Origin of the sequence: Pseudoalteromonas sp. Scap06, assembly GCF_013394165.1 — a bacterium.
GTDB lineage: Bacteria > Pseudomonadota > Gammaproteobacteria > Enterobacterales > Alteromonadaceae > Pseudoalteromonas.
Map to the genome: position 1 here is coordinate 3,086,369 of NZ_CP041330.1, position 25,845 is coordinate 3,112,213.

Genomic DNA, 25,845 nt, shown 5'->3' on the forward strand with positions numbered 1-25,845 from the left:
TAGACAGTTACAAGAAGAATGCCAAACTTAAGACATTGAAATATAAAAGCTTTAATGGCTTACTAATTAATTTTTGAAATAGAAGTGCATAATGCAATTGCTTTTTGGGTGTACAATTGCATTATGCGAAGCGGGTTATTGGCCCTTACCAGTAAAAATAACAACCAATGTTTTAAAGAAAATAGTCAATTCCATATAACACCAGCTACGAGCTGATGAAGTGCTCAACATATAGGCGTAATCCCAACCAATTTTATTACGTGCATCGTCAATAGTTTCATCATAGCCATTCATTACTTGCGCTAACCCAGATATACCTGGCTTTATGCCATAAGTACGCTGACAAAAATACGGAATATCTTTTTCAAGTTTTGAATAAAAAACAGGTCGTTCAGGGCGAGGGCCTATCAACGACATATCACCTATGAGTACGTTCCAAAGCTGAGGTAATTCATCTAACCGTGTCTTACGAATAAAGCGCCCTACTGGGGTAATACGCGGATCATCTTTACTTGCCCATACGGCTCCACTTTTAACCTCAGCATCAACCACCATAGAACGGAATTTTAATACGTTAAAAAGTGCCACAAAGTCATCATCACTTTGCCCTACTCTTAACTGTTTAAACAACACTGGTCCTTTAGAGCTGAACTTAATCACCAATGCAACCATGAGCATTACAGGAAACAGAACAATTAAGCCAGTAGCAGAGCCTAAAATATCAATACTGCGTTTTACTGCTCTGATTATTAAATTATTAGACTGCTTAGTTTGGTGAACGCGCTGCCAATGCTTACTATAATCACCGCGTTCAAATTTAATAATCCCCCAAAAAGCACACAAGTATGCCGCAACCAAATAGTTAATACTGTCGATCACCGGCCATTTAACTTTTATGCTCAAAAGCTGTTTTAATACACCCAGCCCATGTATAGCGGCTAATGTAATACAGGCTACTTTGGCTAAAAACACGTTAGAGAAAACCGCCAGAGAAATTAGTAATCCATAAATCAGTACCAGTATAATGGGCATAATGCCACGTAATACCTTGTGCGAAATATAATTAAAGCTTACCCAGCCTAGTTTTGGATTAAATAGCTCAGACAGCATTTTAATTTGCTGCCAATTGCCAGCGCCTAACCTTACCCTTCTTGCATAATCATGGCTTTGTTCATCGCATTCACGTTCAACAATGTTGATCTCGTTATTTACTAGCGCTTTGCCACCTTTATTAAGTGCTTTCATCGACAAAATAAAATCATCGTTTATAGTGCTCGCATCTAATAACTGAACATATTCAGCGCGTATAGCAAACATGGCACCCGGTACGCCAATAACAGCGCCTAATGATGACTCCATACTTTTTACTTTATTTTGATACTGCCAATACTGTTGCTGCTCTTTGGTGGCTAAGTCATCTAATATGTACACCCCCGTGATCACATTGACCTGAGGGTCTTTAAAATCAGCATCGATTTTATTTAGTACATCAACGCTGAGTAATGCGCTGACATCGGTAAACAGCAATACATCGTAATTTGGCCTGGTTAGTTTTATTAACTCATTAACACCAAACGACTTGCCTTTATTGACCTTATTAAAATGCAAATGACACACTACATTTTGCTTTGCAAGATGCGATTGAGCAATCATCGCCTCGTCATAGGTTTTGTCTGTACAGCCATCAAGATAAACATGAATAGCATACTGCTCTGTGCTGTATAACATAGAGCCAAGGTTATAGAGCTTTTCACGAATATGTTCTTGCTCGTTGTAGGCGCACATTAAAATACCAAAGCGCGTGGTTGCCGGGGTAGCGTTTAATTCGATGTTCACTTCATCGTTACTAAAAAGCTTTAATAGCAATAAGTAACCAACATGATGGTACAACACCAACACAATCAAAATCGCCAATGTAATCAGTAAAAAAGTCATTGTAATCCCCTTATGAAGCTAAACCATTATAAAAATGGTCATAGGCTTCGCTCATTTTGTTTGCATCCGCAATTGAGAGAATATACTCTCGAATGCATTGCCCGTGCTTCATTTCCAATGCTTTTAATAGGGCAAGTTTTAAGCCAAAAGAATCATTAGGTTTTACTAAAATACCCTGCTTATCACTGACAACTTCACTAATGCCACCGACATCAGTTGCCACTATTACTTTGCCACATGCCATCGACTCTAAAATAGACAGAGGTAAGCCCTCTCGTTGCGAGTACAAGCACATCACATTAATGGCAGAATAAAATAATTTCATATGCTGCACATTTCCTAAGAAATGTACTCGCTCTACCACCCCTAGTGACACTGCAGCACTCATTAATGAAAAACGTAAACTGCCATTACCAGCAAATACGAGTTCAATCTCTTTGGGTAGCGCAGGCAGTAATTTAATTAAATCTAAATGCCCCTTACCTGGCTCTAAACGAGCAGAGCATCCAATGAGCTTTTTGTCATGGGGCAAGTTAAGCTTAATCCGTGCAGTAGCGTCATCTGTATCTATAAACTGTTGAAAATCAATGCCGTTAAGAATAGTACTATCAGCTTTAATAGCGGTTTCGTTGAAAAACTCATTAGCGACCACATTTGCATCGGCCACCCAATGAATTTTAGTCAGCTTATTCAATACTTTTGTGATCACTCGCTGTTTAAAGTTTTTTAAATACCACGCATCATGAATTGTCGATACGTGTTTAATACTTGGATTAACTAAACAGGTGAGGCTAGCGTAAAGCATTGGGCCAATGTGATGGCTATGAATCACTGTAATATTATGTTTTTTAATTATTTCACTAAGCTTTTTAATTACACTTAGTTCAAATTTAGGGGCTTTGTTTAAGCTTATAAGTTTTTGCTCAAAGGCTGACAGTGCTGGCCATTCATTTATTGCATCCCTTTCAGTTCCTTCCAAAGAAACAAGAATACTGGTGTTTGCAAATCGACTTTTTTGCATCAAAGTCACGGCCATTTTTTCCAGCCCACCTATTTTAAAGTGTTGAACTAAATGTAAAACGTTCATGTTAATTTCCCTCACTAAGGAAGTGCATTGATGGACTAACCCCAGCATGTAACGTGCTGTGACCAACAATGGGTAAAATGGTAACCACGTCTAGTGACGATAGTTTTTCAATGGTTTGAATATCTTTTAAATGACTGTCGAATAAGGTCGCAACAAACACACAGGTGACACTGGTAAATATGCCTAAAACAATACCCATAATAATTGCCACCACGAGTGAAGTATTAATTGGTTGAGTAGGACTATAAGCTCGCTCAATGGTTTTAACTTTGTCAGGGCCTTCATACTTAACCAGCTTGCCTGTCACTTTTGCCATTTCGTAACGCCCTAACATGTCTTTATATAATGACTGTTTAACATCGTAGTCACGCTCGAGCTTTCTAAGTTGTTTTTCTATATCACTGGTTACTAGTAAGCGCTCGCTCACTGCATTGACTTGTTTTTCTAACATGTCGTATTCTTGCTGATGCTGCAGAACATTATTTTTAGCTTCTTCTAGAGCGAGTATTTGTGACACCAACACATTACTTTCATTGTCATTTCCACTGGGTAAGGTATTAGCCATTTGCCAAAGCTGATCAATATTAGTGGCATCAAGGCCTTTACCACTTTCAATTAACGCTTGTTGCCGTGCTCTAATGCTGAGTAGTTCGCGCTTTTTTGAAACCACTTTGCTGTGTTTATCGGTATAGCGGGTTTTTAAAAAACTGAGCTCTGATTCTGCAGTAATTATTTTCTCTTCTATACGACCGAGAATCGGGTTTGCTTGACCCATTTTTGTAGTAAGTGCCTCAAGCTTGGCATTAGCGCCTGAGAGCACAATGGACTTTTGTTGTTGATCACTTAATAACTTATCGAAAGTTTGCCTATTACTGTGTAAAACAGCGGGTAAGGTATTACTGTTTTTTGCTTTAAAGCTTGCCAATGAAGCCTCAGAAATCTCCAACTCTTCTCTTAAACTTACCAGTTGCTGATAAAAAAATTGCTCAGAGGTATCCAGTGATGCTTTCGTTGGGGCTAATAAACTTTCTATAAATTTCTCTACCACTTTTTCAAGCACCGCCTTCATTTGGGTTTGGTCATGCCAAATAAAGTTAACCCGAACTAGCTCGTCTCCCACCAATGATAAGGAAAGCGCCTGTGAAAGCTCTTGATGTATTTTTTCTATTTTGGCGGGGGATGCATCCTTTGGTACTAAATTGGTTTCTTTTGCCACGGCAATCAGAACTTTGCGGCTAATCACTAAGGTACGCAAAGCTGCCATCCTATTTGATAAATCAAACGAGAACGACAAATCATCTAAATAGGGATTAAGCAGCGCCGATTCTTCTATAAGAATAGTGGCGTGGTTTGTATATTGTTTTTGTGACGTTGCCGCGAGTACAATCACTACTACGGGTACAATCAGCAACGGCAAAACAAATAACTTTGCCCTGGTGTAAACAGCGTACAAAGCTAAATAAAGTAATCTTTTTATTTGCTCTCTAACTAACATATTCGCTACCCATTGATTTGCATATTGCTATGCGAAACTTTGCGGCTATTTGCAAAATAAAAATTTACAGCGTAAATAGCCTTCTTTAATGGAGTAGTTGCACAGGGCGCGCCAATATTATAGTTATGGTTTAATCGGAGGGATTTAATATTTGTAGATCGTTGATCACAGTGAGAGCTTTTACCGGCCAGCTATGCTCTTTCGCTATGTTTTTTTGGACTGCATGCAATAAACTTAATTTTGCTTGACTGAGTGACAACGCCTGATCAATTTTTTCAATAAAGTTATTCTGTGACTGAGCGATAAAAATTTGCGAGTGATAATGATTCACTGCCGCGAAATCGGTTGCGACTATCGGTTTGCCTACCGCTAAATATTCTTTTAATTTAAGCGGGTCGCAAGCCCTAATTTGCTCATTATCGACAAATGGTAAAATAGATACATCCCAATGAGCCGAGAAAGATACCAACCGTTTATGCTCAACCGCACTAATATGCGTTACATTTTTAAACTGCAACAACCCTGAAATGGGAGTGGTAATATCGCCAACTAATACCAATTGATATTGCGGCCTAGCAGTGGCCAACGCCATTAATAAAGGGATATCTAGCCAGGCATTGATACTGCCATAAAAGCCAATAATGGGGGCTTCAATAGCGCTGATTTCTGCGGCTTTGTCGACATTACTCGTAAATAAATCAAAGCTCACGCCATGTGTTAGTAACTTAGTTTTTTCAGCAGGCATTTTAGTTTTTAATAACTCGCTGATCACATAAATAAGATCTGCGTTTTTAATCAGCTGCTGCTCAAAAGGCGCAATCAGCATAGGATCAACCCCAGCCAGCGCACTAAAATCGTCACCACAATAATAAATTAGCGAGTCGGTGGCTCTTTTATCAAACAGATAGCATGCCGTTGGCACACTTAACCAATATACAATAGGTTCACTGGTTTTATGAGCACCAATATGACGAGAGAAAACCCAACGGTTATAACAGCGCACTAAGCCATTATCATGCCATGGTAAAATAGGCAGTTTATATACCGTCATATTTTTAGGCGTGGCTATTTTACTATTATTAGAGGGTTGAAATAGCTGCTTAAATTTATTAAAAATACGTTTTATGTCGTGCAGCTTTACGCTAGGTTTACGCATTCCCACAGAATTAACCCAATTCACTTGCTGTCTTTTTGCAAGCTCTGAAAATAAATGCTGAGTACTACTAGGGTGGCTCCCCCAATCTTCTGCAAAAACAATAAATTTCATTCGCTCACTCCACTATGTTTTTGACTACTTTAGCCGGATTACCTGCGGCAATAGTAAAATCGGGAATATCTTTGGTTACCACACTGCCCGCCCCTATAATGGCTCCTTTACCTATGGTTACTCCAGCAAGTACCGTAACACCGGTCCCAATCCATGCTCCACGCTTAATAATAATATCGCCAATTTGACTCTCATCATCACTTTGGCCGTTCGCACGACGTTCACAATCAATTGGGTGACCAGGAAAGCCTGCTAAAAAAACACGTCCCGCAAGTCTTACATCATCTTCAAGTACAATTTTTCGTCCTACCGAAAACGCATTTTGCCAGCCAATATCAACATTATTACCAATACTTAGTAGAGGCTCACGCTCATTACTTACACGGCCACACAAAGTGCTGATCCCCGAGATCCTGACATCGTTTTTACATTCAACCCTTAATTTACCAATTACCTGAGGCATACCCGAATATAAATATAAACGTTTTTTACTGCCTTGAATTTGGCTTTTAAATAATGGGGTGTAATAAAATATTCTCAGCAGTTCATGAACAAACTGCTTTATAAAATGGTGCAGATGATAAAGCCCACTATGTAGTAGAGGAATAACGGGTAGCTGTGGATTACGCAGCGACTTTGCAAATTTAAACAAACGTTTTGCCGAGGGACTGTTACTATTTTTTAGCCAATACTTTAGTTGGGTCACCATAAGACGAATCCTTATTACTATCGATAGTCAGCTTTTCTAGGGCAATGGTCAGGGACAAAATGATATACAAAGGCCACGTAAAAGCTTGAGTTAAAAACGTACCTGCAACCATAAAACCAATTAAACCGGCTTTTAGCGCATTAGCATTCACTGTCACTTCAGGATTAAAGTTAAGCTTATTAATGCAAAATACTCGAGACAAGCTGCGATAAATACTGGCGATAACCAGTAAAAAAATACATATACCAACAAAGCCTGTTTCACCAAGTACCTGAAACCACGTACTATGCACTGCATGATTCTTGCCATCCCAGTGCGGGCTATAAAAGTAATAGTTTACGAAGAAGTTATTTACCCCAACTCCTGTTAGCGGGTTAGCAAGCGCCATGTTTATTGCAGCTTGCCAAGCATATATTCGACCCATAGCAGACTCGTCAACTCCACTTTCAGCAGCACCACCACTTTGCCTATCTGAAATCCCCGCAAAGACCATCATGGCAAGCATGGCAACTGCCCCACATGCAGCCACAACCACTGGATTTTTTACCTTTTGATATAAAAAGAAACTCAAAATAGCAGCAATACCTAATAGGCCGCCTCGGCTTTGCGTAGCTATCACTCCTGAAATAGCCAAAATTAAACCAACGCCTGCAAATAATCGTCGATATGGATTGTTGTATGTATTAAATAATTCAGCAGCTAAAAAAGACACAGGAAACATCAGCACTAAAGATAAATCATTAGGATCGCCCAGTTGTGAACGATACTCTCGAGAAATAGTGACTCGGGTGCCCTCAACTAGCCCCACACCATTAATTTTGTTATTCAGTGCCACCAGCGCAATGGCCACACCAGAAATCATAATTCCTAGTCTTACGTAACTAAAGTGAGAAAATCGCGTTAACCACCAGCTGATCACAAACACCATAATAAAAACTTTAACCAACACTCCAGACCAATACTCAATAGCAACGCCACGGTTTGAAGCCGAAAACACACACACAGTAAGCCAAACAAACCAAATGACAAAAATAAGATGAGCTGAGCTCCAATGCGGTTTTAATGTTTTGGAAATAAATAAATGCCAGAAAATGGCCAGTAAAGAGGCTAGCGCTAAGAGTTTAGGGATTTTAAGCGGCATTAAAAATACAAATGCCTCATGGATCCTAAAATAACTAAATAAAATAAATAAGATAATAAACACAGTACTAATACGCACGGCTAATACGCCAGCAAATGGCAGTAACAATAAAGCAAAAGCAGCTATGGGCCCAAATAACGAATATAAGCTTAAAATAAGCGCCGTTATCACTAAGCCATTTATTAATAAGTAATGCTCTTTATACCAGTTAACCATGCGCCTTCCTTGCTAAAAGCCGTTGCAATATTCCCGTGATGTGGTGTTTATACTTTTTAAATAACAACGCAAACAAACATATCAACACAGCAACCTGTCCTACAATGTAGTAAGACACTTGAGTCACACTTAACGAAAACACAAGAATAAAGCACAGCCAGCTAGGGAGCAGACTGTGTACTTTAAATGCTAAATGCTCTAGCTTTTGACTAATAACTACAAACAGTAGCGTTTTTAAAGTTTGCGCCAATGCTAACGATACAACAGCACCTAATATTCCCCATTTTGGCACTAAAAAACTTAATGCAATTAATACGCTCGTAGCACTCACTGCATTAATAATAGTCACAAACAAGCCGTTATAGTGAACATAACAACCAATATTAAGTAAATCGCTATGGTGTCTCAGCACAACAATGAGTATTAAACTGGGTAATAACCAGGCATTAAGTAAATAATTTTGTGGTAAAACGAGGGTGAATAAGTGCGGCGCTAAAAGTAGCATTATGCAGCAAAGGGTAATCGCAATCTCAAGGCTTAATTCACATAAAAACACATAGTGGTTGCGGCTTGAGGTTAACTCGTCAAAACGGCGTGAAAACCACCACATTCTGATTGGTTCAAATGTAAACGAGGTCATGACTGCAAATTGCAGAGCGACATAATATTGAGCGAGCTTTTCTTTGCCCACACTGGCTACAATATACCAGTTTTCTGCGCCATTATTAGCGTACACAAAGAGTGAAGAGACAATAATGCTTAACAAAAACAGCGTATTTTTAGGCGTAATATTCCATGCGATACATTTAAAACTAATATTAATCGTGCGTGCTATTTGCCACAGTGACAGTATCAGTACAATAAAACTCGCTATCACACCAGATAGCATAACGCCGGTTACACCATAGCCTAGATATAGCAAGATGATGGTCAGTAGAGTTTGTCCGACCCCTTGTAAAACAGCTAAATAGCAGAACTGCTTAGCCATTTCGTAATACCTAAAAAAACAAAATACAATCGACAACACCGACGAAAATGCCAAGTTAACAGCTAATAATTGCAAATCTATTTGATTAACAGAGATAGGTAATAAATTCAGCAAAAGGTCAGCAAACAATACAACAGCAATTACAAATGCAGTGCTTAACACACTACATAAAATCAACGCATCCCTAAATAAAGCCTGCTTAAAAACAACGCTTTTCATTTGCTGTTTAAAAAGGAGCTCAGGTAAGCCTAGGCACAACAACAAAGACATTACGGCTGAAATAGAGACTAAAAAATTAAGTTCACCAAACTGTGCAGGGCTTAAAAGACGAGTCGATATAGGGAGTAAAGCAAAGCCAAGCCCTTTGAGCAATAATGTTGATAGTCCAAAATAGGCTATTTGCTTAAGTCCGTTCATCTTCATTCCTTATGAGTTTTGCACCCAAGATGACAACTTTTTAGCTTGTGAGCTGGCATTAAATTTATTTGCTACCAATCGTTTAGCATTGATACCTTTGGCATATCGTTCATAGGGATTAAGCTCACAGAATTGAGTTAAGATAGTCTCTAAACCAATAATGCTTGAAGGCTCACATTTAAAACCAACAGAATCATTTACAATTTCTTTTGCCCCCATAAGCTTGGTCGTTAGCACAGGAATACCACTGGCCATAGCTTCTTTAAGAACTACTGGCCCAGTGTCTCTGTCACCATTACTAGATACACAAAATGGCGCAACCAGTGCTGAGTAGTTACTGGTATTTTTTGATAACCAAAGAGGCGTACGACGCCCTAAAAATCGAACATCTTTATCAAGCCCAAGCTCTTCACACAAAAACTTTAAATCATTCATTAATGGGCCTTCGCCCACGATGTCTAGACATATGGCGTATTTTTTACTTAATTTTTTTATAGCGGGTAATAGAAATTGCAGTCCTTTTTTTTCAACTAAGCGCCCAATGAATAACAATTTAACAGACTCATGAAGTCGATTTGGAGTGCTGCTAAATAAACTTAAATCAACACCACAATGCAATAGCTCAACTTTTCCAACTTTGTAATTACTTAGTTTTTGAGCCATGTCTTTACACACAGCAACCGAGAAATCACATAACGAAAGCTTGAGTTTGAGATCGGTATCGTTTACATATACATCATGGCCATGACCGATTGATGAGACACTAATACCCGCAATTTTGCTAGCAACAATCGAGTATGCCAACGGTGCATGCATAAAGTGACAATGTATATGAGAGATACCGTGCCGCTTAATTATTTCTGCAATGTTTAACCCATACCCTAGAAGCGACATGGCTGAGATTGAGGTAAAGCGAAAAGCAATTTTAGCAGCGTTAAGAGCTACTAGCGGCTTAGACATTGCAAATTTAGCAGCAGCACTAAAAGACTTTTTAATGATAATTACATTTACACTGCTATCGAGATTTGCACTGGTATTTAAATTCTCAAAGGTAATAACACTTACTTTATGACCTGCTTTAACAAGTGCATTTATTTCTGTCACCACAAAGGTTTCTGACGGGATATGGAAGCTTGGTACAACAATGCCTATATGTTTCATGCTAAATACTCCAAAAGATTCTAATGGTTATTTCGCAAGAACCATGCCCAGTTAAAAAGCACTAAAAATGGTTAGATTAAAGTCAATTTGCGAACATATATTGCAAAATGCAAAGCATTAGACAAAAAACACTCCACAAAGCTATAAAAATACTTGGCGCTTAACTTGCGTAGCACTTATCTAGTTAATTAATAGAAGCCAGGGTGCAGCTCATGAATATAGAAATAAGCGTTATTATCCCAAACTACAATTGCAAACAGTATTTAGCAAAGGCACTGAGTAGTGTTATTGCTCAAAAAAATGTCAATCTAGAAATTATCGTTGTAGACGATGGCTCAACCGATGGCAGTGTTGAATGGTTGAGAAAAGCGCAGAACACATTTCCACAGCTGGTTATTTTAGAACAAGAAAATACCGGTGTAGTTAATGTACGCAACCGCGCTATTGCAGCTTCTAAAGGGGACTATATTGCATTCTTAGATGCCGACGACTATTGGAGTGATGATAAACTGTATGAGCAATTAGGTTATATGAAAGAAAACTCCGAATGTGTTTTAAGCTTTACTAACTATATGCATGTAAATGAAGACTATGAGCCTATTGTGGATTGCTTTTCTTTTTGGCCTGAATTTTCAAAATTTGTTGATAAGAAAAATATGGGCTACCAAAATTTAAAGTCGCCAATGGACTTGCTTATTTTTGCTAATGTAATAGGAACCTCTTCAGTTATGGTTAAACGCTCAGCCATTAATTATATCGGCCGATTTGATAACGTATTAAACAGCGCAAGTGATTGGGATTGCTGGTTAAAACTTGCAAGAATTGGTGATGTAGCTTTTTCACCGCGCATAGCCATGGATTACTTAATGAGAGCGGGCTCTATTACTGCGAATCGTAAAAATAGGCTCAACGCGATGAAAGAAATTGTTTCACGCTGCAAAAGAGATGCTGGAATGATTGCACAAATAAAAGCACAGGCACGTATATTAGAATGCTACGGTGAGTATTATCGAGAAATAGGCGCAAAATTTAAAGCGTTATCGACTACAACTGCCGCGTTTACGTTATTCCCGCATAAACGTAATTTACGCCATTTATTACATGATTTAAAAAACACATTTACTACTGCATCATAAATACTTCGCCAATACACAGCAAATAGCGTTTAAGCTATTTGTTTTGTATTGGCCTAAAGTAAATACTTCACCTAACTTTTTAAATTTAATGTATAACTTAATATTTTATGATCGCTGCCTTTAAACTCACTCACTTCCAGAGAAGATAAATTAAACTCTTGATTGAAAATACAATGGTCAATTGGCAAGCCTGTCATTAAAGTGTGTTTTATTGCAGTAGGTGCAAAGCTGGTATATGCATTTGCAGCTGCATAACAACTTTGCGCATTAAACCAATTAAAATAGCTCGACCAGGGAACAATATTTAAATCTCCCGCAATAAACCAAGGATCTATCTCTTTTGTACTCGCCTCGTTCATTGCTGATAATAACCGATTACGATTATGCCAATGAGTAGCAGTTCTTGGTGAAGGTGGATGGGCAATAAAAGCGGTAATAGGATGTTTATCTAATAACAGCTTAAGCTTAATATAACCTAATCGGTCGCCATCTAATTTAACTTGCTGTCTGTGTATAATCGGTAAACGCGAAATAACCACAATGCCGTAGGGGATCCCTTCGACTTCGCGATAACCAAACAAACTAGCTTTATTTAAAAACGGTTTAAGCAAATGCCGGTTTAAATCGCTAAACTCCTGCAAAACAAGCACATCCCATTGCTGGTTTTGTAAGTTCTTTAGATGCATGTCTACATAGGGATTATTGTAATTGAGGTTAATTTGCTTAACCGTTATCGCAGCCTTCGAGGGAATGACTTCTAATGAATGCAGCGGTAAAAGTGAACTTAAATTGATAATACAAATAATCGCAATCACTCCCCCTAGCCATAGTTTTTTTAGCGCAAGCAGTAACAATGCAAAAAACAACGCAGCAGCTAACAAAGGAAACCGAAAGGATATTAATAAATCAGCGTAATAAAACTGCCACGGATTAAATGCGGCAACAATTAGCAGCAAGGCAATTACTGCGATAACAGCAATGCTATAACCTCTTTTTGAATTACACCGCCTACTCGAAATAACCTTGAACATGAACGCCCCTTTTAACAATAAAAAAAGAATATACCTGAGTATATTCTTTATCTTAACTTTGAGTTTTATCAATTAAGCCGATAAAACTTAACCAGAACTCGACATAACCTGATGTTATCTAATCTCAAACATTTGGTTTTGTGTTTGAGCATCAAACTGCCAAGTAAAAGCAAGTGGTTGGGTGCTGGTATCGTAAAACCAAATTTCCGCTACTAGCTCAATATCTTGTCTGCTCATCGCAAGTGTGGTTGTGAGTGCCCCTTGCGTTAGAGGGGCTCTGAATAAGCAGTTATTGTAATCTGCTCGTTCTGTATTCAATTTTTTCTGACAAATATTTAGATACGCTCTTTCATCGCCTCTAGAAAGCGCTACATCAATAGCTAAATTAAATTTTGTTGATAAGTTAAAGTCATTATTTATAACTAAACTTGCCATACTTTGAGGCTCAACTGTTACAGGATCTGCAACCGGTGGAGCGACATTGGTCGGTGCAGGTGCTGCACCTTCATCGCCTCCGCCCCCGCAGGCTGTTAACAGTGATAATGAGCATAAGATAACGGTTAATTTATTCATTACTGTTCTCCTTTAACAACCACACTCGGTGCGTTGTAACTGTTAAACCACTGCGGCGCTTGCTGACCTGACGACTGTGCAAAATTAGCAAAACGATCATAAGCATTGGTGATATCCACCCCTTCAAGTGGATGTAGCCACTGCATACCGACTTCAATCGCCCAGGGAAGGCCATTTTCAGTTTGAAAAAATAACTCAGAGGCTTGCTGAGTGGCATCATCTGCACCATTAACAGCGAATAAACTACTATCGAAAGCCTCTGTTGGCGCTTGGTTTTTTAGATGAACCTCCCAGCTTCTTGCATTTTTACCAACTAAAAAGTCACCATGATAAAATCCTTCGCTACCAAAAATGAACGGATCGAGAAGTGTACCAGGTGCATTCGCTAGCGCTTTAGCTGCTTTTAATGGAATAGTCATACTAAACGTTACTTTACTGTTTACGTCACAATTGCTTTCGGTTCTAAAGTAATCACAGCCGGCTTGCTTCGTAATATGTTGCCAAGTGTCCTGCATGAAAATCAAAATTGCCTGCTCACGGTTTGCTTCTAATGGCGAGTCTAGTTGCGGCTCTCCATTGATAGTGTAAATGATATTTTGCTCATCAATTTCACTACTTAAAATAGCATTGGTTGTGCTATTAGTAGTTTCTGTAAGCCTTACAGCAAAACCATTGTGATAAGTTGCGCCCACTCCAACAAGTTGACCATCAATTTTATAGCCAACCACATTGCTTCCTTCAATCAGCTGCGTAGTACGATAATTTACAACGACATCATTAAAGTCGTAATCGCCTGAGAACGGCCATTTATCTTCATAGGCAAGCGTAACCCAATCGTTTTCACCAGGATAAACAGCGCTAGCAAATGTGGTTATTGGATAATCTTCCACTTCGCCACCTAGCACCCCACCCGTGGCAGTAATTAATGATGCCTCGGAGCCATCAGTAACTCGAAAGCGAGCCCATGTTTGCCCTGCTTTAACATTGCTCGGTACGCTAACTAAAATACTATTATCGCCTTTGTTAAGCGGATACTTAGTTACCATGCGCTCAGATTCACTAAAGCCACCATTTTGATCCCAGTCAAACCAAGCATATAAAAAGCTATCAGCTGACGCGTTAACAATAATTTGGCTATCTTGTCCTGCAGCAATCGCGGTTACAAAACTAACCCCGTCATCGGAGTCATCAATGGGATTCTTGATTAAATCATCATTCGTATTGATGTTTTCACCATCGACCGTTTCACCCAAGTAAATAAGATTACTACCAGTACTATTAGGATCAAATAAGTGTCGAGCGCCACTTTGCTCAAGACTCGTGTTATATGGGCGAGGAGCATCACCAAAATCGATAGAACTATCGGTAACTGCAACTTCTGCAATAGCGCATCGCGCACCATCATTTTGACTAGATTTAGGTCCTGAGGTAAATACGTTTGCTGTTGGTGTGTAGTCAACTACGGGGCTAATACTTAAATCAACTTTATGTATTTTTCCGCTTTTGTTATTACTAAAGTAAAACTGACCGTCAATGTCAAAGTAAGCGGCACCAAATGCGCCCGTATCATCACCAATGTCGAGCTGAGTTATAAATTTAGAAGTATTATTAGCAACGTTAATTTCATGCAAATCACCATTTGATTCAACTGCATAAAGTAAATTACTTTGTGGATGAAAGGCAAAATCATAAATCCCTAAATTCCAGTTAGCACTATTAGGTAAAAGCTGCGCAGTAATCTCAGCGGTTAGATCTGAGTTTAAATCGATTTCGTAAAGGCCAAACCGAGGAGTATAAACATAATATGAAGCGCGCTGATTTGCTGCATCGCCTGTTACCTGAATGTCACCTACATAAAAATTAGTATCTGGCAGCCCTGTGATATTTAAGCGAGCCATTTGGTAGTTACTGTCTATTTGCACCACACTTTTTGGTGCTTGGCGGCTAAAGCCATACAAGTACTGATCTTTATAATTAAAGCCAATGGCGTTTACGCTCTCATTGTTTGCCTCAGTAGTAAACGTTAAAGCCGCGGCTAACACCGTTGGTTTAGCTGATACTAAATCTATACCGTATAACTGTGCTTTGGCATCTTGCATTAAAAAAGCCTGACTTGGACAATTCTCAAATGGCTGACTAAGAACGGTGCAAGGCCACAATACACAGCAAACTTTTCCGAGATGGGTTAATTTCATACGTAAGCCCTCTATAGTTACATAGTTGAACTAATGCAGACTTTATTCCAAACTTTAACCTATTGAATTTAAATAATAATAAAAAATTACATCACTTAGATATGCAAGTTGCAACACATGTCTTTGCATTATGCGAGAGTAAAAATCACCTTCACAAACTCTCTGTATCTATGCTCTTAGACACGGGCTATTTGCTCTAAGTATGCAGCAGTTGAGTAAGCTTCATTAAATAAAGTACAATAGTAAAATTAAGGCAGGCCTTTTTAACGGCTGTGCTTGTTCATTTTAGGTAAAAAATCATGGCACACTCTCGCGGAAACTTATTCATTTTATCGGCACCTTCTGGGGCAGGTAAATCTAGCTTAATAAATGCACTACTGAAAAAGCATGCTGATATGAAAGTATCGGTATCGCACACCACTCGCGCACCGCGCCCTGGTGAAAATAATGCAGAACATTACCACTTTGTATCAGTTGATGAGTTTAAAGCGCTGATTGCCAAAGATGATTTTTTTGAATGGGCACAAGTATTTGATAACTATTATGGTACTTCTAAGCAAGCGATTGAAGAGCAACTCGCCGCAGGTATTGATGTATTTTTAGATATTGACTGGCAAGGCGCTCGCCAAGTTCGAGAAATAATGGACGACGTAAAAACTATCTTTATTTTACCGCCATCAAAACAAGAGCTAGAACAACGTTTAAATAATCGCGGCCAAGACTCTGCTGAAATTATTGCAGGTCGAATGGCGCAAGCTCAATCAGAAACCTCTCATTACAACGAATACGACTATGTTGTAGTGAATGATGATTTTGATACTGCTCTACGCGATTTAGAAACCATAGTAATTGCACAGCGATTAACGCTAAAAGCACAAACAACACGTCATCAAACTTTAATTAATGAGCTGCTCAAGTAATCTAAATTACGATTAATTTTCGGTTCATGGCTTAAAATAGATAAAAATTAACCACTGGCTATTGGCGAAACTTGCTGCGTGCAGTAAACTACGCCTTTGCTTTTAAATTATTTTGGAGTGCTAAGATGGCTCGCGTAACAGTTGAAGATGCAGTAGATGCAATTGGTAATCGTTTTGACTTAATTTTAGTTGCGGCCCGTCGTGCCCGCCAAATTGCTGTTGGTGGTAAAGATCCACTAGTAGATCCTGAGAACGATAAGCCGACAGTTGTTGCTTTACGTGAAATCGAACTTGGTTTAGTTGATAATTCTTCAATGGATGTTATTGACCGTGAAGAACAACAACATCAAGAAGCGGCAGAACTAGCTGCTGTTGCTGCCATTGTTGGTGGCAACCAATAATCAACCGCCCGGTCTGATTTAGCTAACGGCATAGTTTTTCAACTATAGCCGTTGGCAATCCTTTGTTTTCATCGTATATTCGTAACTTATCCTAACTTATTTGCTTCACGAGAACATTGGAGTGTGAATGTATCTTTTTGAAGGTCTTAAAAAGAAAATCTCAAAATACTTGCCAGCAGACGATGTTGAGCTAGTTCAAAAAGCCTACGTGGTAGCCCGAGAGGCTCATGAGGGTCAAACTCGTTCAAGTGGCGAGCCTTACATTACTCACCCCGTTGAAGTCACTCAAATATTAGCAAGCATGCATCTTGACCATGAAACGCTCATGGCAGCACTCATGCATGATGTGATTGAAGATACCGATTTTAGCCAACAAGATTTAGCTGAAATATTTGGTGAAACGGTGGCAGAACTCGTAGAGGGTGTGAGCAAGCTTGATAAATTGAGCTTCAAAGATAAAAAAGAGTTCCAAGCTGAAAACTATCGAAAAATGATTATGGCAATGACCCAAGATATTCGGGTTATTTTAATCAAGCTAGCTGATAGAACACACAACATGCGTACACTAGGCGCACTTCGTCCTGATAAGCGCCGCCGTATTGCTCGTGAAACCCTTGAGATTTATGCACCAATTGCTAATCGCTTAGGTATTCATGATATAAAAAATGAGCTAGAAGATTTAGGTTTTCAAGCACTGTACCCTATGCGTCATCGTGCACTTAAATCGGAAGTGGCTAAAGCGCGTGGTAATCGCAAAGAAGTTATTTCAAATATTCAAACTGAAATTGAAGCTCGCCTTGAAGAATCTGGCATAAAAGCGACCGTATCAGGCCGTGAAAAGCATCTATATAGTATTTATAAAAAAATGCTCAATAAAGAGCTGCTGTTTAACGAAGTCATGGATATTTACGCATTTCGTATTGCAGTAGACTCTATGGATACCTGTTATCGCGTACTTGGTGTAGCTCATAACTTATATAAGCCAATCGAAACCCGTTTTAAAGACTATATTGCTGTACCAAAAACTAATGGTTACCAATCATTACATACTTCTTTAGTTGGCCCGCATGGTATTCCTGTAGAAATTCAAATTCGTACTTTAGATATGGATCACATGGCTGATAAAGGGGTCGCAGCTCACTGGATGTATAAAAAGTCGGGTGACAATGCGGGTCATACTGCACAACAGCGCGCACGCCAATGGATGCAAAGCTTATTGGAATTACAACAAAGTGCAGGTTCCTCGTTTGAATTTGTAGAGAATGTAAAAACAGAGCTATTCCCAGAAGAAATTTATGTCTTTACCCCAGATGGTCGGATTATTGAACTTCCTATGGGTGCAACGGCGGTTGATTTTGCTTATGCCGTTCATACTGATGTAGGTAATACTTGTGTCGGTGCACGTGTGAACCGCAAGCCTTATCCTTTAAGTAAAGCCATTGATACAGGGCAAACAATAGAAATTATTACCAGTTCAGGCGCTCACCCTAACGCAACATGGCTTAACTTTATTGTTACTGGCAAAGCACGCTTGGGCGTACGCAACTACCTTAAAAGTCAACAGCATGAAGAAGCGTTATTACTTGGTCGTCGCTTACTTGACTCAGCGCTAGGGGAAAACAAATTTGATAACCTGCCAGCTGAAAATATTACCCGAGTGCTTGAAGAGCATGAGCTTTCCTCTACCTTAGAACTGCTAGTAGAGATTGGCTCAGGTAACTTAATGAGTATGCTGATTGCTAAACGCTTGTTACAAAACGACAATGATGATTTAAACGACATCGCAAAGCGTGCCAAGGCAACTATTATTGGTACCGAAGGTATGTTGGTTAATTATTCTAAATGTTGTCGTCCTGTACCTGGAGACGCTATTACTGCCCATGTTAGCCAAGGTAAAGGTTTAACCGTTCATCGCCAAGAGTGTAAAAATATTCGTGGTTGGGAAAATGATCGTTCGAAATACCTAGTCGTAAAATGGGATGATAATCCTGAAAAAGAATATATAGCGACTTTAAGAGTAGAAATCATTAACCACCAAGGTGCGCTGGCTAAATTAACCAATGTGGTCGCCACTACGCAGGCCAATATTGTAGAAATAGCTACCGATGAAAAAGAAAGTAATTTATACGTGATAGACTTAGGGATCACAGTTAAAAACCGTATTCATGTCGCCAATATTATGCGCCGCATACGTGTTATGCCCGATGTACAAAAAGTCTATCGTAAAAAATAAAATAGGAACATCATGAATAAAGCATTTATATCAACGGATAAAGCACCTGCAGCAATTGGTACATATAGCCAAGCAGTAAAAGTGGGTACAGCTGTTTATTTATCAGGGCAAATACCACTTGTCCCAGAAACAATGGACGTTATTTCTGAAGACTTTAGTGAGCAAACACATCAAGTATTTAAAAATATCAGTGCGGTTTGTGAGGAAGCTGGCGGTTCTATTCAAGACCTAGTAAAAGTTAATATTTACCTTACTGATCTTTCAAACTTTGCCATTGTGAACGAAGTTATGAGCCAATATTTTAAACAGCCTTACCCTGCGCGTGCAGCTATTGGCGTTCGTGCACTCCCTAAAGGTGTACAAGTAGAAATTGACGGCATTATGGAACTTCCTTCAACAAACTAACCTCTATAAGCTATGAGCGCCGCTCATAGCTTTTATCCCATTCTATAGCTACACTTTGATGAATTCTTGACTCAAAACTAAAATTCTAGCACTCTGTAATCACGTTATTTTATTAAACCTTACTTTTGTAGTAGAAAAGGATAACTTGTGTTTAAGCTTGCTCATAATGGCAATGTATTGCTCGATACGAGTAAATCTGCACCCACCAGTGCTGCTTTTATCATTGAAGCAATTGAACAATCGCCTTACAGCGAGTGTGAAATCGATCATGACGCCATAAATAACTATTTCAGTAGTGCAACACCTGAACGAATCTTAGTCGTTGCAACACGCCACGATGCAACCTTAATCGTTGAAATCAGCGATGATAAAATGCTAGCCACTGGCACGCTCACTCTCGCCAAAGGTGGCGCAACACTCAGTTTTGATGAAGCTAAAAAAGAATTAGTGAAAGCGCATGTTGCTAGAGGTTATAAACAAGCATTTTTAGAGCAGCTTTTACAAAAGCAATTTGAGCTTCCTCCGGGCTCTGTAGTTAGCGGACCACTCGCTAAAGGACGTTTACCTACTGACGGCCAAGATAGTAAATTTAAAGCCATGGTTAAAACCTTAAAGGACCGCCTTAAAGCACCCAAATTAAAAGAAGATGGTAGTGTTGATATGCGTGATTTTGGTAAATTAGCAAGTGTTAAACCGGGTGAATTACTAATCCAGCAGCAACCTGCTACTCCTGGTCAAGAAGGGTTTACCGTGATAGGTGATGTTTTACCAGCCAAACCAGGGCAAGTTCATGCCCTAATTGCAGGTGAGGGTACTGAAATATCAAAAAATAACCCGATGGAATTACTTTCAACTATTGCCGGCGTGCCTGTTGAAATAAATAACGGAATGCGTGTTGACGATATTTTCACTGTTAACGATGTGTCTGTAAAAACAGGCCATATCGACTTTGAAGGTAGTGTTATAGTTAGTAAAAATGTAGAGCCTGGAATGCGGATAAATGCAACAGGTGACATTACCGTTTTTGGTACAGTCGAATCTGGAGAATTAACCGCCGGTGGCGATATACTTGTAAAACAAGGGGTGATTGGCCATCAAAAGCCTGAAGATAAATCACTTTCTTGCAGAATAATTTGCGCAGGTGATGTGCATGCCTCACACTCTCAATATTGCTACATTGAAGCTAACAGCATATTGCTTGACCGCCAAGCCAGCCACAGCTCAATGAAAGCAAAAAATATAATTCAAATTGGTCAATCAGAACTACCTAAAGGAAAGTTATTTGGAGGTGAAATTTTAGATGCCACTAAACTAATTGCCGGAGAAATTGGTAACGAATCAGGGGCTAAAATGGCAATTAATTTAGCCGCTTCAGCTACTCAAATGACCAAAGATATTGATAAATATTTTAGTGAATTAACAGCTGCAAATGAACAGGTTGATAGCTTACAAGCTGCATTAGAAAAAGCAGATTTAATTAAAGATGCTCATAAAAAAAGCGAGCTCATGAATAAGATTGGATCAACTCAGATACATCATAGTCAACAAGCTGAACAACTAGAAAAGCAGATAGCGAGTTTAGAGCAAAAACTAAATACCATGCTCGATGAAGCCATTTTAACCGTAAATACCGTTTTACATTCTGGAGTGGAAATCCATATATTCAACAAGTTACTTAAAACAACTCGTAACTTTCCACCAAGTAATGTTAAGTTAGAAAACAATAAAATAGAAATTGAGTTTAAAACTTAATTATAAGGGGCTGTTAGTAACAGCCCCTTATTCTTTATAGTAAGCCGTCTACACTGTCATAGGTTTGTGCTGGCCACACACCTACCTGCACTTGCCCTATGTGTTGTTTTTGTAATAACAGCATAGCCAAGCGAGACTGACCAATACCACCACCAATTGTTTGAGGAAATTTACTTTCTAACAATGCTTTATGCCAATCAAACTCTAAACGGTCTTCGTCACCGGTAATTCCCAATTGAGCTTGCAAAACTTCAGGACTCACTCGAATTCCCATAGATGATATTTCGAAAGCATCTTCAAGAATTGGATTCCATACTAAAATATCGCCATTTAATCCCATATACTGATCACATGTTGGTGTTGACCAATCGTCGTAATCTGGCGCTCTCACATCATGAATTTTACCATCACTTAATGCTCCGCCAATACCAATTAAAAACACAGCACCATATTCTTGAGCAATCGCTTTCTCACGCTGCTTAGCGCTAAAGTCAGGGTACATTTTACGCAGTTCTTCACTGTGTACAAAAGTAATTTTAGCTGGCAAAAATGCTCTTAAGCCAAAGCTTGCACTAACATATTGTTCAGTGGCTTTAATACCTTGGTAAATCGTTTCAACCGTTTGCTTGAGAGTAGATAGCGAACGTTGCGTACTTTCACAAATAACTTGCTCCCAATCCCATTGATCAACATAAACAGAATGGATTGGGCTTAATGAATCTTCATCAGGTCGCAACGCTTTCATTTGCGTATAAATTCCCTCACCTTGTGAAAAGCCATATTCACCCAAGGTTTTACGCTTCCACTTAGCAAGAGAATGCACCACTTCGTAACGGCTATCTGCAATCGCTTTAATATTCACAGCCACGGCGTTCTCGTGCCCACTTAAGTTATCCTGTGTACCGTCGCCTACTTTAGCTAAAATAGGCGCTTGAACTTCAATTAAGCCCAGTTTTTGTTCTAATTGCTGCGAAAAGAACTGCTTAACTTTACTTATTTGCTGCTGCTGCTGCACATAATGTGAACTCATAATAATTGGCCTCATTCCCAGTTATTGTATTTACTACTTAGCGCACAATCACGCTTCAATGAGGTTATCGTAACAATTAAACTATTTAATTCAATATCCCATAATAAAAATAGCTTTACGATATTAAAACCATTAAAAAAGTGGTATAAAAATAACTAATACCATAATTAAAGACGGTTAAATCTATGGAAAATTATCAAATCGATAATCTTGATAAACAGATTCTGCATGCATTAATGGATAATGCGCGTACACCTTATGCTGAATTAGCAAAACGCTTTAGTGTAAGCGCAGGAACAATTCATGTGCGAATCGAAAAAATGAAACATGCAGAGATCATCACAGGTACTCAACTAACCATTAATACAAAGCAATTAGGTTACGATGTGTGTTGTTTTATTGGTATTAATTTGAACAACGCGCGCGATTATCCGCAAACACTTATAAAATTAGAATCATTAGAGGAAGTGGTCGAAGCATATTACACCACTGGTAATTACAGTATTTTTATTAAAGTAATGACTCGCTCTATCGATCATCTACAAGATGTATTAATCAATAAAATACAGGCAATAGAAGCCATTCAATCAACCGAAACCCTGATCTCATTACAAAACCCGATTAGTCGAACAGTGGTGCCTTAAGGTGAAAAATCTCGTATAATTTGCCGAAAAAGAGGACTCCCATGCAGCAAACTCGTTACCAAAGAATTGAAAATGTACTTTCACGTCGTCAAACCGACCTTACCGTATGCTTAGAAGACGTACACAAACACCATAACTTATCAGCAATTGTTAGAACGGCTGATGCCGTTGGTTGTCATCATGTGCATGCCGTGTGGCCAGAAAAACAAAAGTGGCTAACCAATAATACCTCAGGTGGCAGTAAAAACTGGTTAGACACACATCTTCACAGAAACATAGATGATGCCGTTGCGAGTATGCGTACTCATAATCCTGATGTACAAATTTTAGCGACGCATTTAAGTGAAGATGCTGTCGACTTCAGAGAAATTGATTATACTAAACCGACTGCAATTATTGTCGGCCAAGAAAAAACGGGGATCTCTCCACAAGCCTTAGAGTATGCAGATCAAAACATCATTATTCCAATGCAAGGCATGGTGCAGTCGTTAAATGTATCAGTTGCAGCAGCCCTAATTTTATTTGAGGCGCAGCGTCAACGTGATCTAGCTGGTTTATACAATAGAAATATGCTGAGTGAAGAAATTAAGCACCCAATGTACTTTGAAGGCTGCCACCCAATTATTGCAAGGCAATGCAAACAAAAAAACCTACCTTACCCTGCTCTTGATGAAAACGGCGAAATTGTTGCTGATGAACAGTTTTGGCAGGCGTTAAAACATACTTGATGCATATACAGTGTATCAGTACACTTAACTTACTAAATAATAATAATTGAGCCTACATTGTCTAAACCTAGCTTAAGCCAATACCCAATCACAGAACTTAAAGGCGTTGGTCCTAAAATGGCTGAACGGCTTTTAAAGCTAGGTATTAGTACAGTACAGGACATGCTATTTCATTTGCCGCTTAGGTATGAAGACAGAACCCGTATTTATACAATTAGTGAGTTGACCCCTCATAGCCACGTAACTGTTCAAGCAACCATTGAAACCAGTCAAATAACCTTTGGAAAGCGGCGCATGCTGGTTTGCCAAATAAATGATGGTACAGGTAGGTTAACACTACGATTTTTTAATTTTACCGCAGCACAAAAAAATGCATTTAGCACAGGCAAAATAATTCGTTGCTTTGGCGAAATACGTCGCGGACGTATTGGCTTTGAAATGAGTCATCCTGAATACAGTATTAGCGACACTTTTGAACAACAACCAACATCATCAACACTTACGCCAGTCTATTCAACAACCGAGGGGTTAAAGCAGCTCTCCATTAGGGCGTTGAGTGAACAGGCAATAGAATTACTTCAAAAGTATGCAGTAGAAGAGCTACTTCCCCAACAATGGCAACCATCGCAACTACCGTTAAGTGATGCGTTATTATTACTACACCGCCCCCCTAATGATGTAGATATCATTGCGCTTGAACAAGGGACTCACCCAGCACAGCAGCGACTCGTATTTGAAGAATTACTGGCGCAAAATCTCAGTTTATTAAAAGTAAGAGAACAGGGGCAGCAAGTTAAAGCCGTTGCACTTGAGCCCACTAATTCATTAGAAACACAATTTTTAGCACAATTACCCTTTGCGCCAACCAATGCACAAAGCCGTGTGGTATCAGAAATTAAAGCAGATATGCAACACGCTTACCCTATGATGCGACTTGTCCAAGGGGACGTTGGCTCTGGTAAAACACTAGTCGCAGCACTGAGCGCGTTAACTGCGATAGCAAAAGGCTACCAGGTCGCATTAATGGCGCCAACAGAGATATTGTCAGAGCAACACGGAATCAACTTTTCTAGCTGGTTTGAAAGCCTTGGAATAACGGTTGCTTGGTTAGGTGGTAAAACAAAAGGTAAAGAGCGCGTAAGTACACTTGCAATGATTGCCTCAGGTGAAGCGCAAATGATTATCGGTACCCATGCGTTATTTCAAGATGAAGTAAAATTTAACAATCTTGTACTTATCATTATTGATGAACAACACCGCTTTGGAGTTCATCAACGTTTATCATTGCGTGAAAAAGGCCGTTTTGGTGATTGTTATCCACATCAGCTAGTAATGACAGCAACTCCTATACCACGTACGCTGGCGATGACTGCCTATGCAGACTTAGAAACCTCAGTGATTGACGAATTACCACCTGGGCGGACTCCTATCACTACAGTTGCGATTCCTGATACTCGTCGAGATGACATTATTAGTCGCGTAAAACTTGCCTGTAACGAACAAGGTCGACAGGTTTACTGGGTATGTACACTAATAGACGAGTCTGAAGTACTACAATGCCAAGCAGCGGAAGACAGTGCATTACAGCTAAAAGAAGCATTACCTGAGCTTGCTATTGGCTTAGTCCATGGGCGAATGAAAGCTACGGAAAAGCAAGCCATTATGAGCGACTTTAAAGCGGGTAAAATTCATGTACTTGTGGCAACAACCGTGATCGAAGTTGGGGTTGATGTGCCTAATGCGAGTTTGATTATTATCGAAAACCCTGAGCGCCTAGGTTTAGCACAGCTTCACCAACTACGTGGCCGCGTAGGCCGTGGAGCTACGGCATCTCACTGCGTGCTTTTATACCATGCACCGCTTTCACATACCGCACAGAAACGGTTAGGAGTACTGCGCGATAGTAACGACGGATTTGTTATCGCAGAACGTGATTTAGAAATACGCGGCCCAGGTGAAGTTCTTGGGACCAAACAAACCGGCTTAGCAGAATTTAAAATTGCAGACTTAACTAGAGATAAGCAAGCCTTAAATCAAGTTAGACCCATAGCACAACAGATGTTGAAGCAATATCCTCAGTATGTAGACCCTCTCATTCAACGCTGGTTAGGCAACAAGTCAAATTACGCACAAGCTTAGTAACTTATTCGCATAAAGCCACATATTAATTTTCCCAACTAGTTATTCCCTTATACCGTAACTTCATGCCCATAAACTTACACCTATGTTTTCACTCTCCTACAGACGTAAAAAAGCCCAACTCTTTCGAATCGGGCTTTCTTGTATTTGGAGTCGAGCGACAATGCCCTAGAATGTCGTAGTGTCCACAGCGATGGAAAGCCACATAAAAAATGGGATACTATCATTGTGTCGGGAGTCGC

Annotated in this window: 21 protein-coding genes; 9 read left to right on the forward strand and 12 right to left on the reverse strand. The window is 39.3% G+C overall.

Going from position 1 to position 25,845, the window contains the following annotated elements; all coding sequences use genetic code 11:
* Window positions 1-135: 135 nt before the first annotated feature.
* The 8 genes from FLM47_RS14270 to FLM47_RS14305 form a co-directional block, all read right to left on the reverse strand.
* Entirely contained in the window at window positions 136-1,935 is a 1,800-nt protein-coding gene (locus tag FLM47_RS14270) for a sugar transferase (protein WP_178956703.1), read from the reverse strand.
* A gap of 10 nt (window positions 1,936-1,945) precedes the next feature.
* Window positions 1,946-3,022, reverse strand: coding sequence for a glycosyltransferase (locus FLM47_RS14275; RefSeq protein ID WP_178956704.1), 1,077 nt, complete (start codon window positions 3,020-3,022; stop codon window positions 1,946-1,948).
* 1 nt (window position 3,023) lies between these two features.
* Complete coding sequence (locus tag FLM47_RS14280; RefSeq protein WP_178956705.1) at window positions 3,024-4,517, reverse strand: GNVR domain-containing protein; 1,494 nt, start codon at window positions 4,515-4,517, stop codon at window positions 3,024-3,026.
* A gap of 130 nt (window positions 4,518-4,647) precedes the next feature.
* Entirely contained in the window at window positions 4,648-5,784 is a 1,137-nt protein-coding gene (locus FLM47_RS14285) for a glycosyltransferase (RefSeq protein ID WP_178956706.1), read from the reverse strand.
* A gap of 4 nt (window positions 5,785-5,788) precedes the next feature.
* Window positions 5,789-6,493, reverse strand: coding sequence for an acyltransferase (locus tag FLM47_RS14290; protein WP_109875861.1), 705 nt, complete (start codon window positions 6,491-6,493; stop codon window positions 5,789-5,791).
* Window positions 6,459-7,850, reverse strand: a complete 1,392-nt coding sequence (locus FLM47_RS14295; protein WP_055013278.1) for an O-antigen ligase — start codon at window positions 7,848-7,850, stop codon at window positions 6,459-6,461. The genes FLM47_RS14290 and FLM47_RS14295 overlap by 35 nt, the downstream gene beginning before the upstream one ends.
* Window positions 7,843-9,255 (reverse strand): lipopolysaccharide biosynthesis protein, encoded by a 1,413-nt coding sequence (locus FLM47_RS14300; RefSeq protein ID WP_178956707.1) that lies wholly within the window; start codon window positions 9,253-9,255, stop codon window positions 7,843-7,845. The genes FLM47_RS14295 and FLM47_RS14300 overlap by 8 nt, the downstream gene beginning before the upstream one ends.
* 9 nt (window positions 9,256-9,264) lie before the next feature.
* Window positions 9,265-10,416 (reverse strand): glycosyltransferase, encoded by a 1,152-nt coding sequence (locus tag FLM47_RS14305; protein WP_138606316.1) that lies wholly within the window; start codon window positions 10,414-10,416, stop codon window positions 9,265-9,267.
* 212 nt (window positions 10,417-10,628) lie between these two features.
* On the opposite strand from FLM47_RS14305, the gene FLM47_RS14310 reads away from it, so the two are divergent.
* A complete protein-coding gene (locus FLM47_RS14310; RefSeq protein ID WP_138606314.1) occupies window positions 10,629-11,552 on the forward strand; it encodes a glycosyltransferase family 2 protein in 924 nt (307 codons plus the stop codon).
* 71 nt (window positions 11,553-11,623) lie between these two features.
* On the opposite strand, the gene FLM47_RS14315 is transcribed toward FLM47_RS14310, so the two are convergent.
* The 3 genes from FLM47_RS14315 to FLM47_RS14325 form a co-directional block, all read right to left on the reverse strand.
* Entirely contained in the window at window positions 11,624-12,583 is a 960-nt protein-coding gene (locus FLM47_RS14315; protein ID WP_256729579.1) for an endonuclease/exonuclease/phosphatase family protein, read from the reverse strand.
* A 114-nt stretch (window positions 12,584-12,697) separates the two neighbouring features.
* A complete protein-coding gene (locus tag FLM47_RS14320; RefSeq protein WP_178956708.1) occupies window positions 12,698-13,156 on the reverse strand; it encodes a hypothetical protein in 459 nt (152 codons plus the stop codon).
* Window positions 13,156-15,351 carry an LruC domain-containing protein gene (locus tag FLM47_RS14325; RefSeq protein ID WP_178956709.1) on the reverse strand — a complete coding sequence of 732 codons (2,196 nt, stop codon included), beginning with the start codon at window positions 15,349-15,351 and terminating at the stop codon, window positions 13,156-13,158. Before FLM47_RS14325 ends, FLM47_RS14320 begins: the two co-directional genes overlap by 1 nt.
* A 299-nt stretch (window positions 15,352-15,650) precedes the next feature.
* On the opposite strand from FLM47_RS14325, the gene gmk reads away from it, so the two are divergent.
* From gmk to FLM47_RS14350, 5 genes are all read left to right on the forward strand, one after another.
* Window positions 15,651-16,271, forward strand: coding sequence for a guanylate kinase (gene gmk, locus FLM47_RS14330; protein ID WP_054202954.1), 621 nt, complete (start codon window positions 15,651-15,653; stop codon window positions 16,269-16,271).
* Window positions 16,272-16,396: 125 nt separating this feature from the next.
* A complete protein-coding gene (gene rpoZ, locus FLM47_RS14335; protein ID WP_008108220.1) occupies window positions 16,397-16,672 on the forward strand; it encodes a DNA-directed RNA polymerase subunit omega in 276 nt (91 codons plus the stop codon).
* Between the two features lie 127 nt (window positions 16,673-16,799).
* Window positions 16,800-18,905 (forward strand): bifunctional GTP diphosphokinase/guanosine-3',5'-bis pyrophosphate 3'-pyrophosphohydrolase, encoded by a 2,106-nt coding sequence (gene spoT / locus FLM47_RS14340; RefSeq protein WP_109875868.1) that lies wholly within the window; start codon window positions 16,800-16,802, stop codon window positions 18,903-18,905.
* Between the two features lie 12 nt (window positions 18,906-18,917).
* Window positions 18,918-19,310, forward strand: a complete 393-nt coding sequence (locus FLM47_RS14345; RefSeq protein ID WP_010392969.1) for a RidA family protein — start codon at window positions 18,918-18,920, stop codon at window positions 19,308-19,310.
* A gap of 147 nt (window positions 19,311-19,457) precedes the next feature.
* Window positions 19,458-21,062, forward strand: coding sequence for a DUF342 domain-containing protein (locus FLM47_RS14350; protein WP_178956710.1), 1,605 nt, complete (start codon window positions 19,458-19,460; stop codon window positions 21,060-21,062).
* A 34-nt stretch (window positions 21,063-21,096) separates the two neighbouring features.
* On the opposite strand, the gene asnA is transcribed toward FLM47_RS14350, so the two are convergent.
* A complete protein-coding gene (gene asnA, locus FLM47_RS14355; RefSeq protein ID WP_178956711.1) occupies window positions 21,097-22,092 on the reverse strand; it encodes an aspartate--ammonia ligase in 996 nt (331 codons plus the stop codon).
* Window positions 22,093-22,277: 185 nt separating this feature from the next.
* Between asnA and asnC the strand changes: the two genes are divergently transcribed.
* From asnC to recG, 3 genes are read left to right on the forward strand one after another with little or no spacing between them, the layout of a single operon-like run.
* Window positions 22,278-22,736, forward strand: coding sequence for a transcriptional regulator AsnC (gene asnC / locus FLM47_RS14360; RefSeq protein ID WP_138606304.1), 459 nt, complete (start codon window positions 22,278-22,280; stop codon window positions 22,734-22,736).
* A 41-nt stretch (window positions 22,737-22,777) separates the two neighbouring features.
* The gene (gene trmH, locus FLM47_RS14365; RefSeq protein ID WP_138606303.1) at window positions 22,778-23,464 is read left to right on the forward strand and encodes a tRNA (guanosine(18)-2'-O)-methyltransferase TrmH; all 687 of its coding nucleotides are present in this window, start codon (window positions 22,778-22,780) and stop codon (window positions 23,462-23,464) included.
* 57 nt (window positions 23,465-23,521) lie between these two features.
* Entirely contained in the window at window positions 23,522-25,603 is a 2,082-nt protein-coding gene (gene recG / locus FLM47_RS14370; RefSeq protein ID WP_178956712.1) for an ATP-dependent DNA helicase RecG, read from the forward strand.
* The last annotated feature ends 242 nt before the right edge of the window (window positions 25,604-25,845 follow it).

Bases quoted from the DNA above. Each gene is read 5' to 3' on its own strand.
- FLM47_RS14270 (WP_178956703.1), bottom strand. From the start codon at position 1,935: ATGACTTTTTTACTGATTACATTGGCGATTTTGATTGTGTTGGTGTTG.
- FLM47_RS14275 (WP_178956704.1), bottom strand. From the start codon at position 3,022: ATGAACGTTTTACATTTAGTTCAACACTTTAAAATAGGTGGGCTGGAA.
- FLM47_RS14280 (WP_178956705.1), bottom strand. From the start codon at position 4,517: ATGTTAGTTAGAGAGCAAATAAAAAGATTACTTTATTTAGCTTTGTAC.
- FLM47_RS14285 (WP_178956706.1), bottom strand. From the start codon at position 5,784: ATGAAATTTATTGTTTTTGCAGAAGATTGGGGGAGCCACCCTAGTAGT.
- FLM47_RS14290 (WP_109875861.1), bottom strand. From the start codon at position 6,493: ATGGTGACCCAACTAAAGTATTGGCTAAAAAATAGTAACAGTCCCTCG.
- FLM47_RS14295 (WP_055013278.1), bottom strand. From the start codon at position 7,850: ATGGTTAACTGGTATAAAGAGCATTACTTATTAATAAATGGCTTAGTG.
- FLM47_RS14300 (WP_178956707.1), bottom strand. From the start codon at position 9,255: ATGAACGGACTTAAGCAAATAGCCTATTTTGGACTATCAACATTATTG.
- FLM47_RS14305 (WP_138606316.1), bottom strand. From the start codon at position 10,416: ATGAAACATATAGGCATTGTTGTACCAAGCTTCCATATCCCGTCAGAA.
- FLM47_RS14310 (WP_138606314.1), top strand. From the start codon at position 10,629: ATGAATATAGAAATAAGCGTTATTATCCCAAACTACAATTGCAAACAG.
- FLM47_RS14315 (WP_256729579.1), bottom strand. From the start codon at position 12,583: ATGTTCAAGGTTATTTCGAGTAGGCGGTGTAATTCAAAAAGAGGTTAT.
- FLM47_RS14320 (WP_178956708.1), bottom strand. From the start codon at position 13,156: ATGAATAAATTAACCGTTATCTTATGCTCATTATCACTGTTAACAGCC.
- FLM47_RS14325 (WP_178956709.1), bottom strand. From the start codon at position 15,351: ATGAAATTAACCCATCTCGGAAAAGTTTGCTGTGTATTGTGGCCTTGC.
- gmk (WP_054202954.1), top strand. From the start codon at position 15,651: ATGGCACACTCTCGCGGAAACTTATTCATTTTATCGGCACCTTCTGGG.
- rpoZ (WP_008108220.1), top strand. From the start codon at position 16,397: ATGGCTCGCGTAACAGTTGAAGATGCAGTAGATGCAATTGGTAATCGT.
- spoT (WP_109875868.1), top strand. From the start codon at position 16,800: ATGTATCTTTTTGAAGGTCTTAAAAAGAAAATCTCAAAATACTTGCCA.
- FLM47_RS14345 (WP_010392969.1), top strand. From the start codon at position 18,918: ATGAATAAAGCATTTATATCAACGGATAAAGCACCTGCAGCAATTGGT.
- asnA (WP_178956711.1), bottom strand. From the start codon at position 22,092: ATGAGTTCACATTATGTGCAGCAGCAGCAGCAAATAAGTAAAGTTAAG.
- asnC (WP_138606304.1), top strand. From the start codon at position 22,278: ATGGAAAATTATCAAATCGATAATCTTGATAAACAGATTCTGCATGCA.
- trmH (WP_138606303.1), top strand. From the start codon at position 22,778: ATGCAGCAAACTCGTTACCAAAGAATTGAAAATGTACTTTCACGTCGT.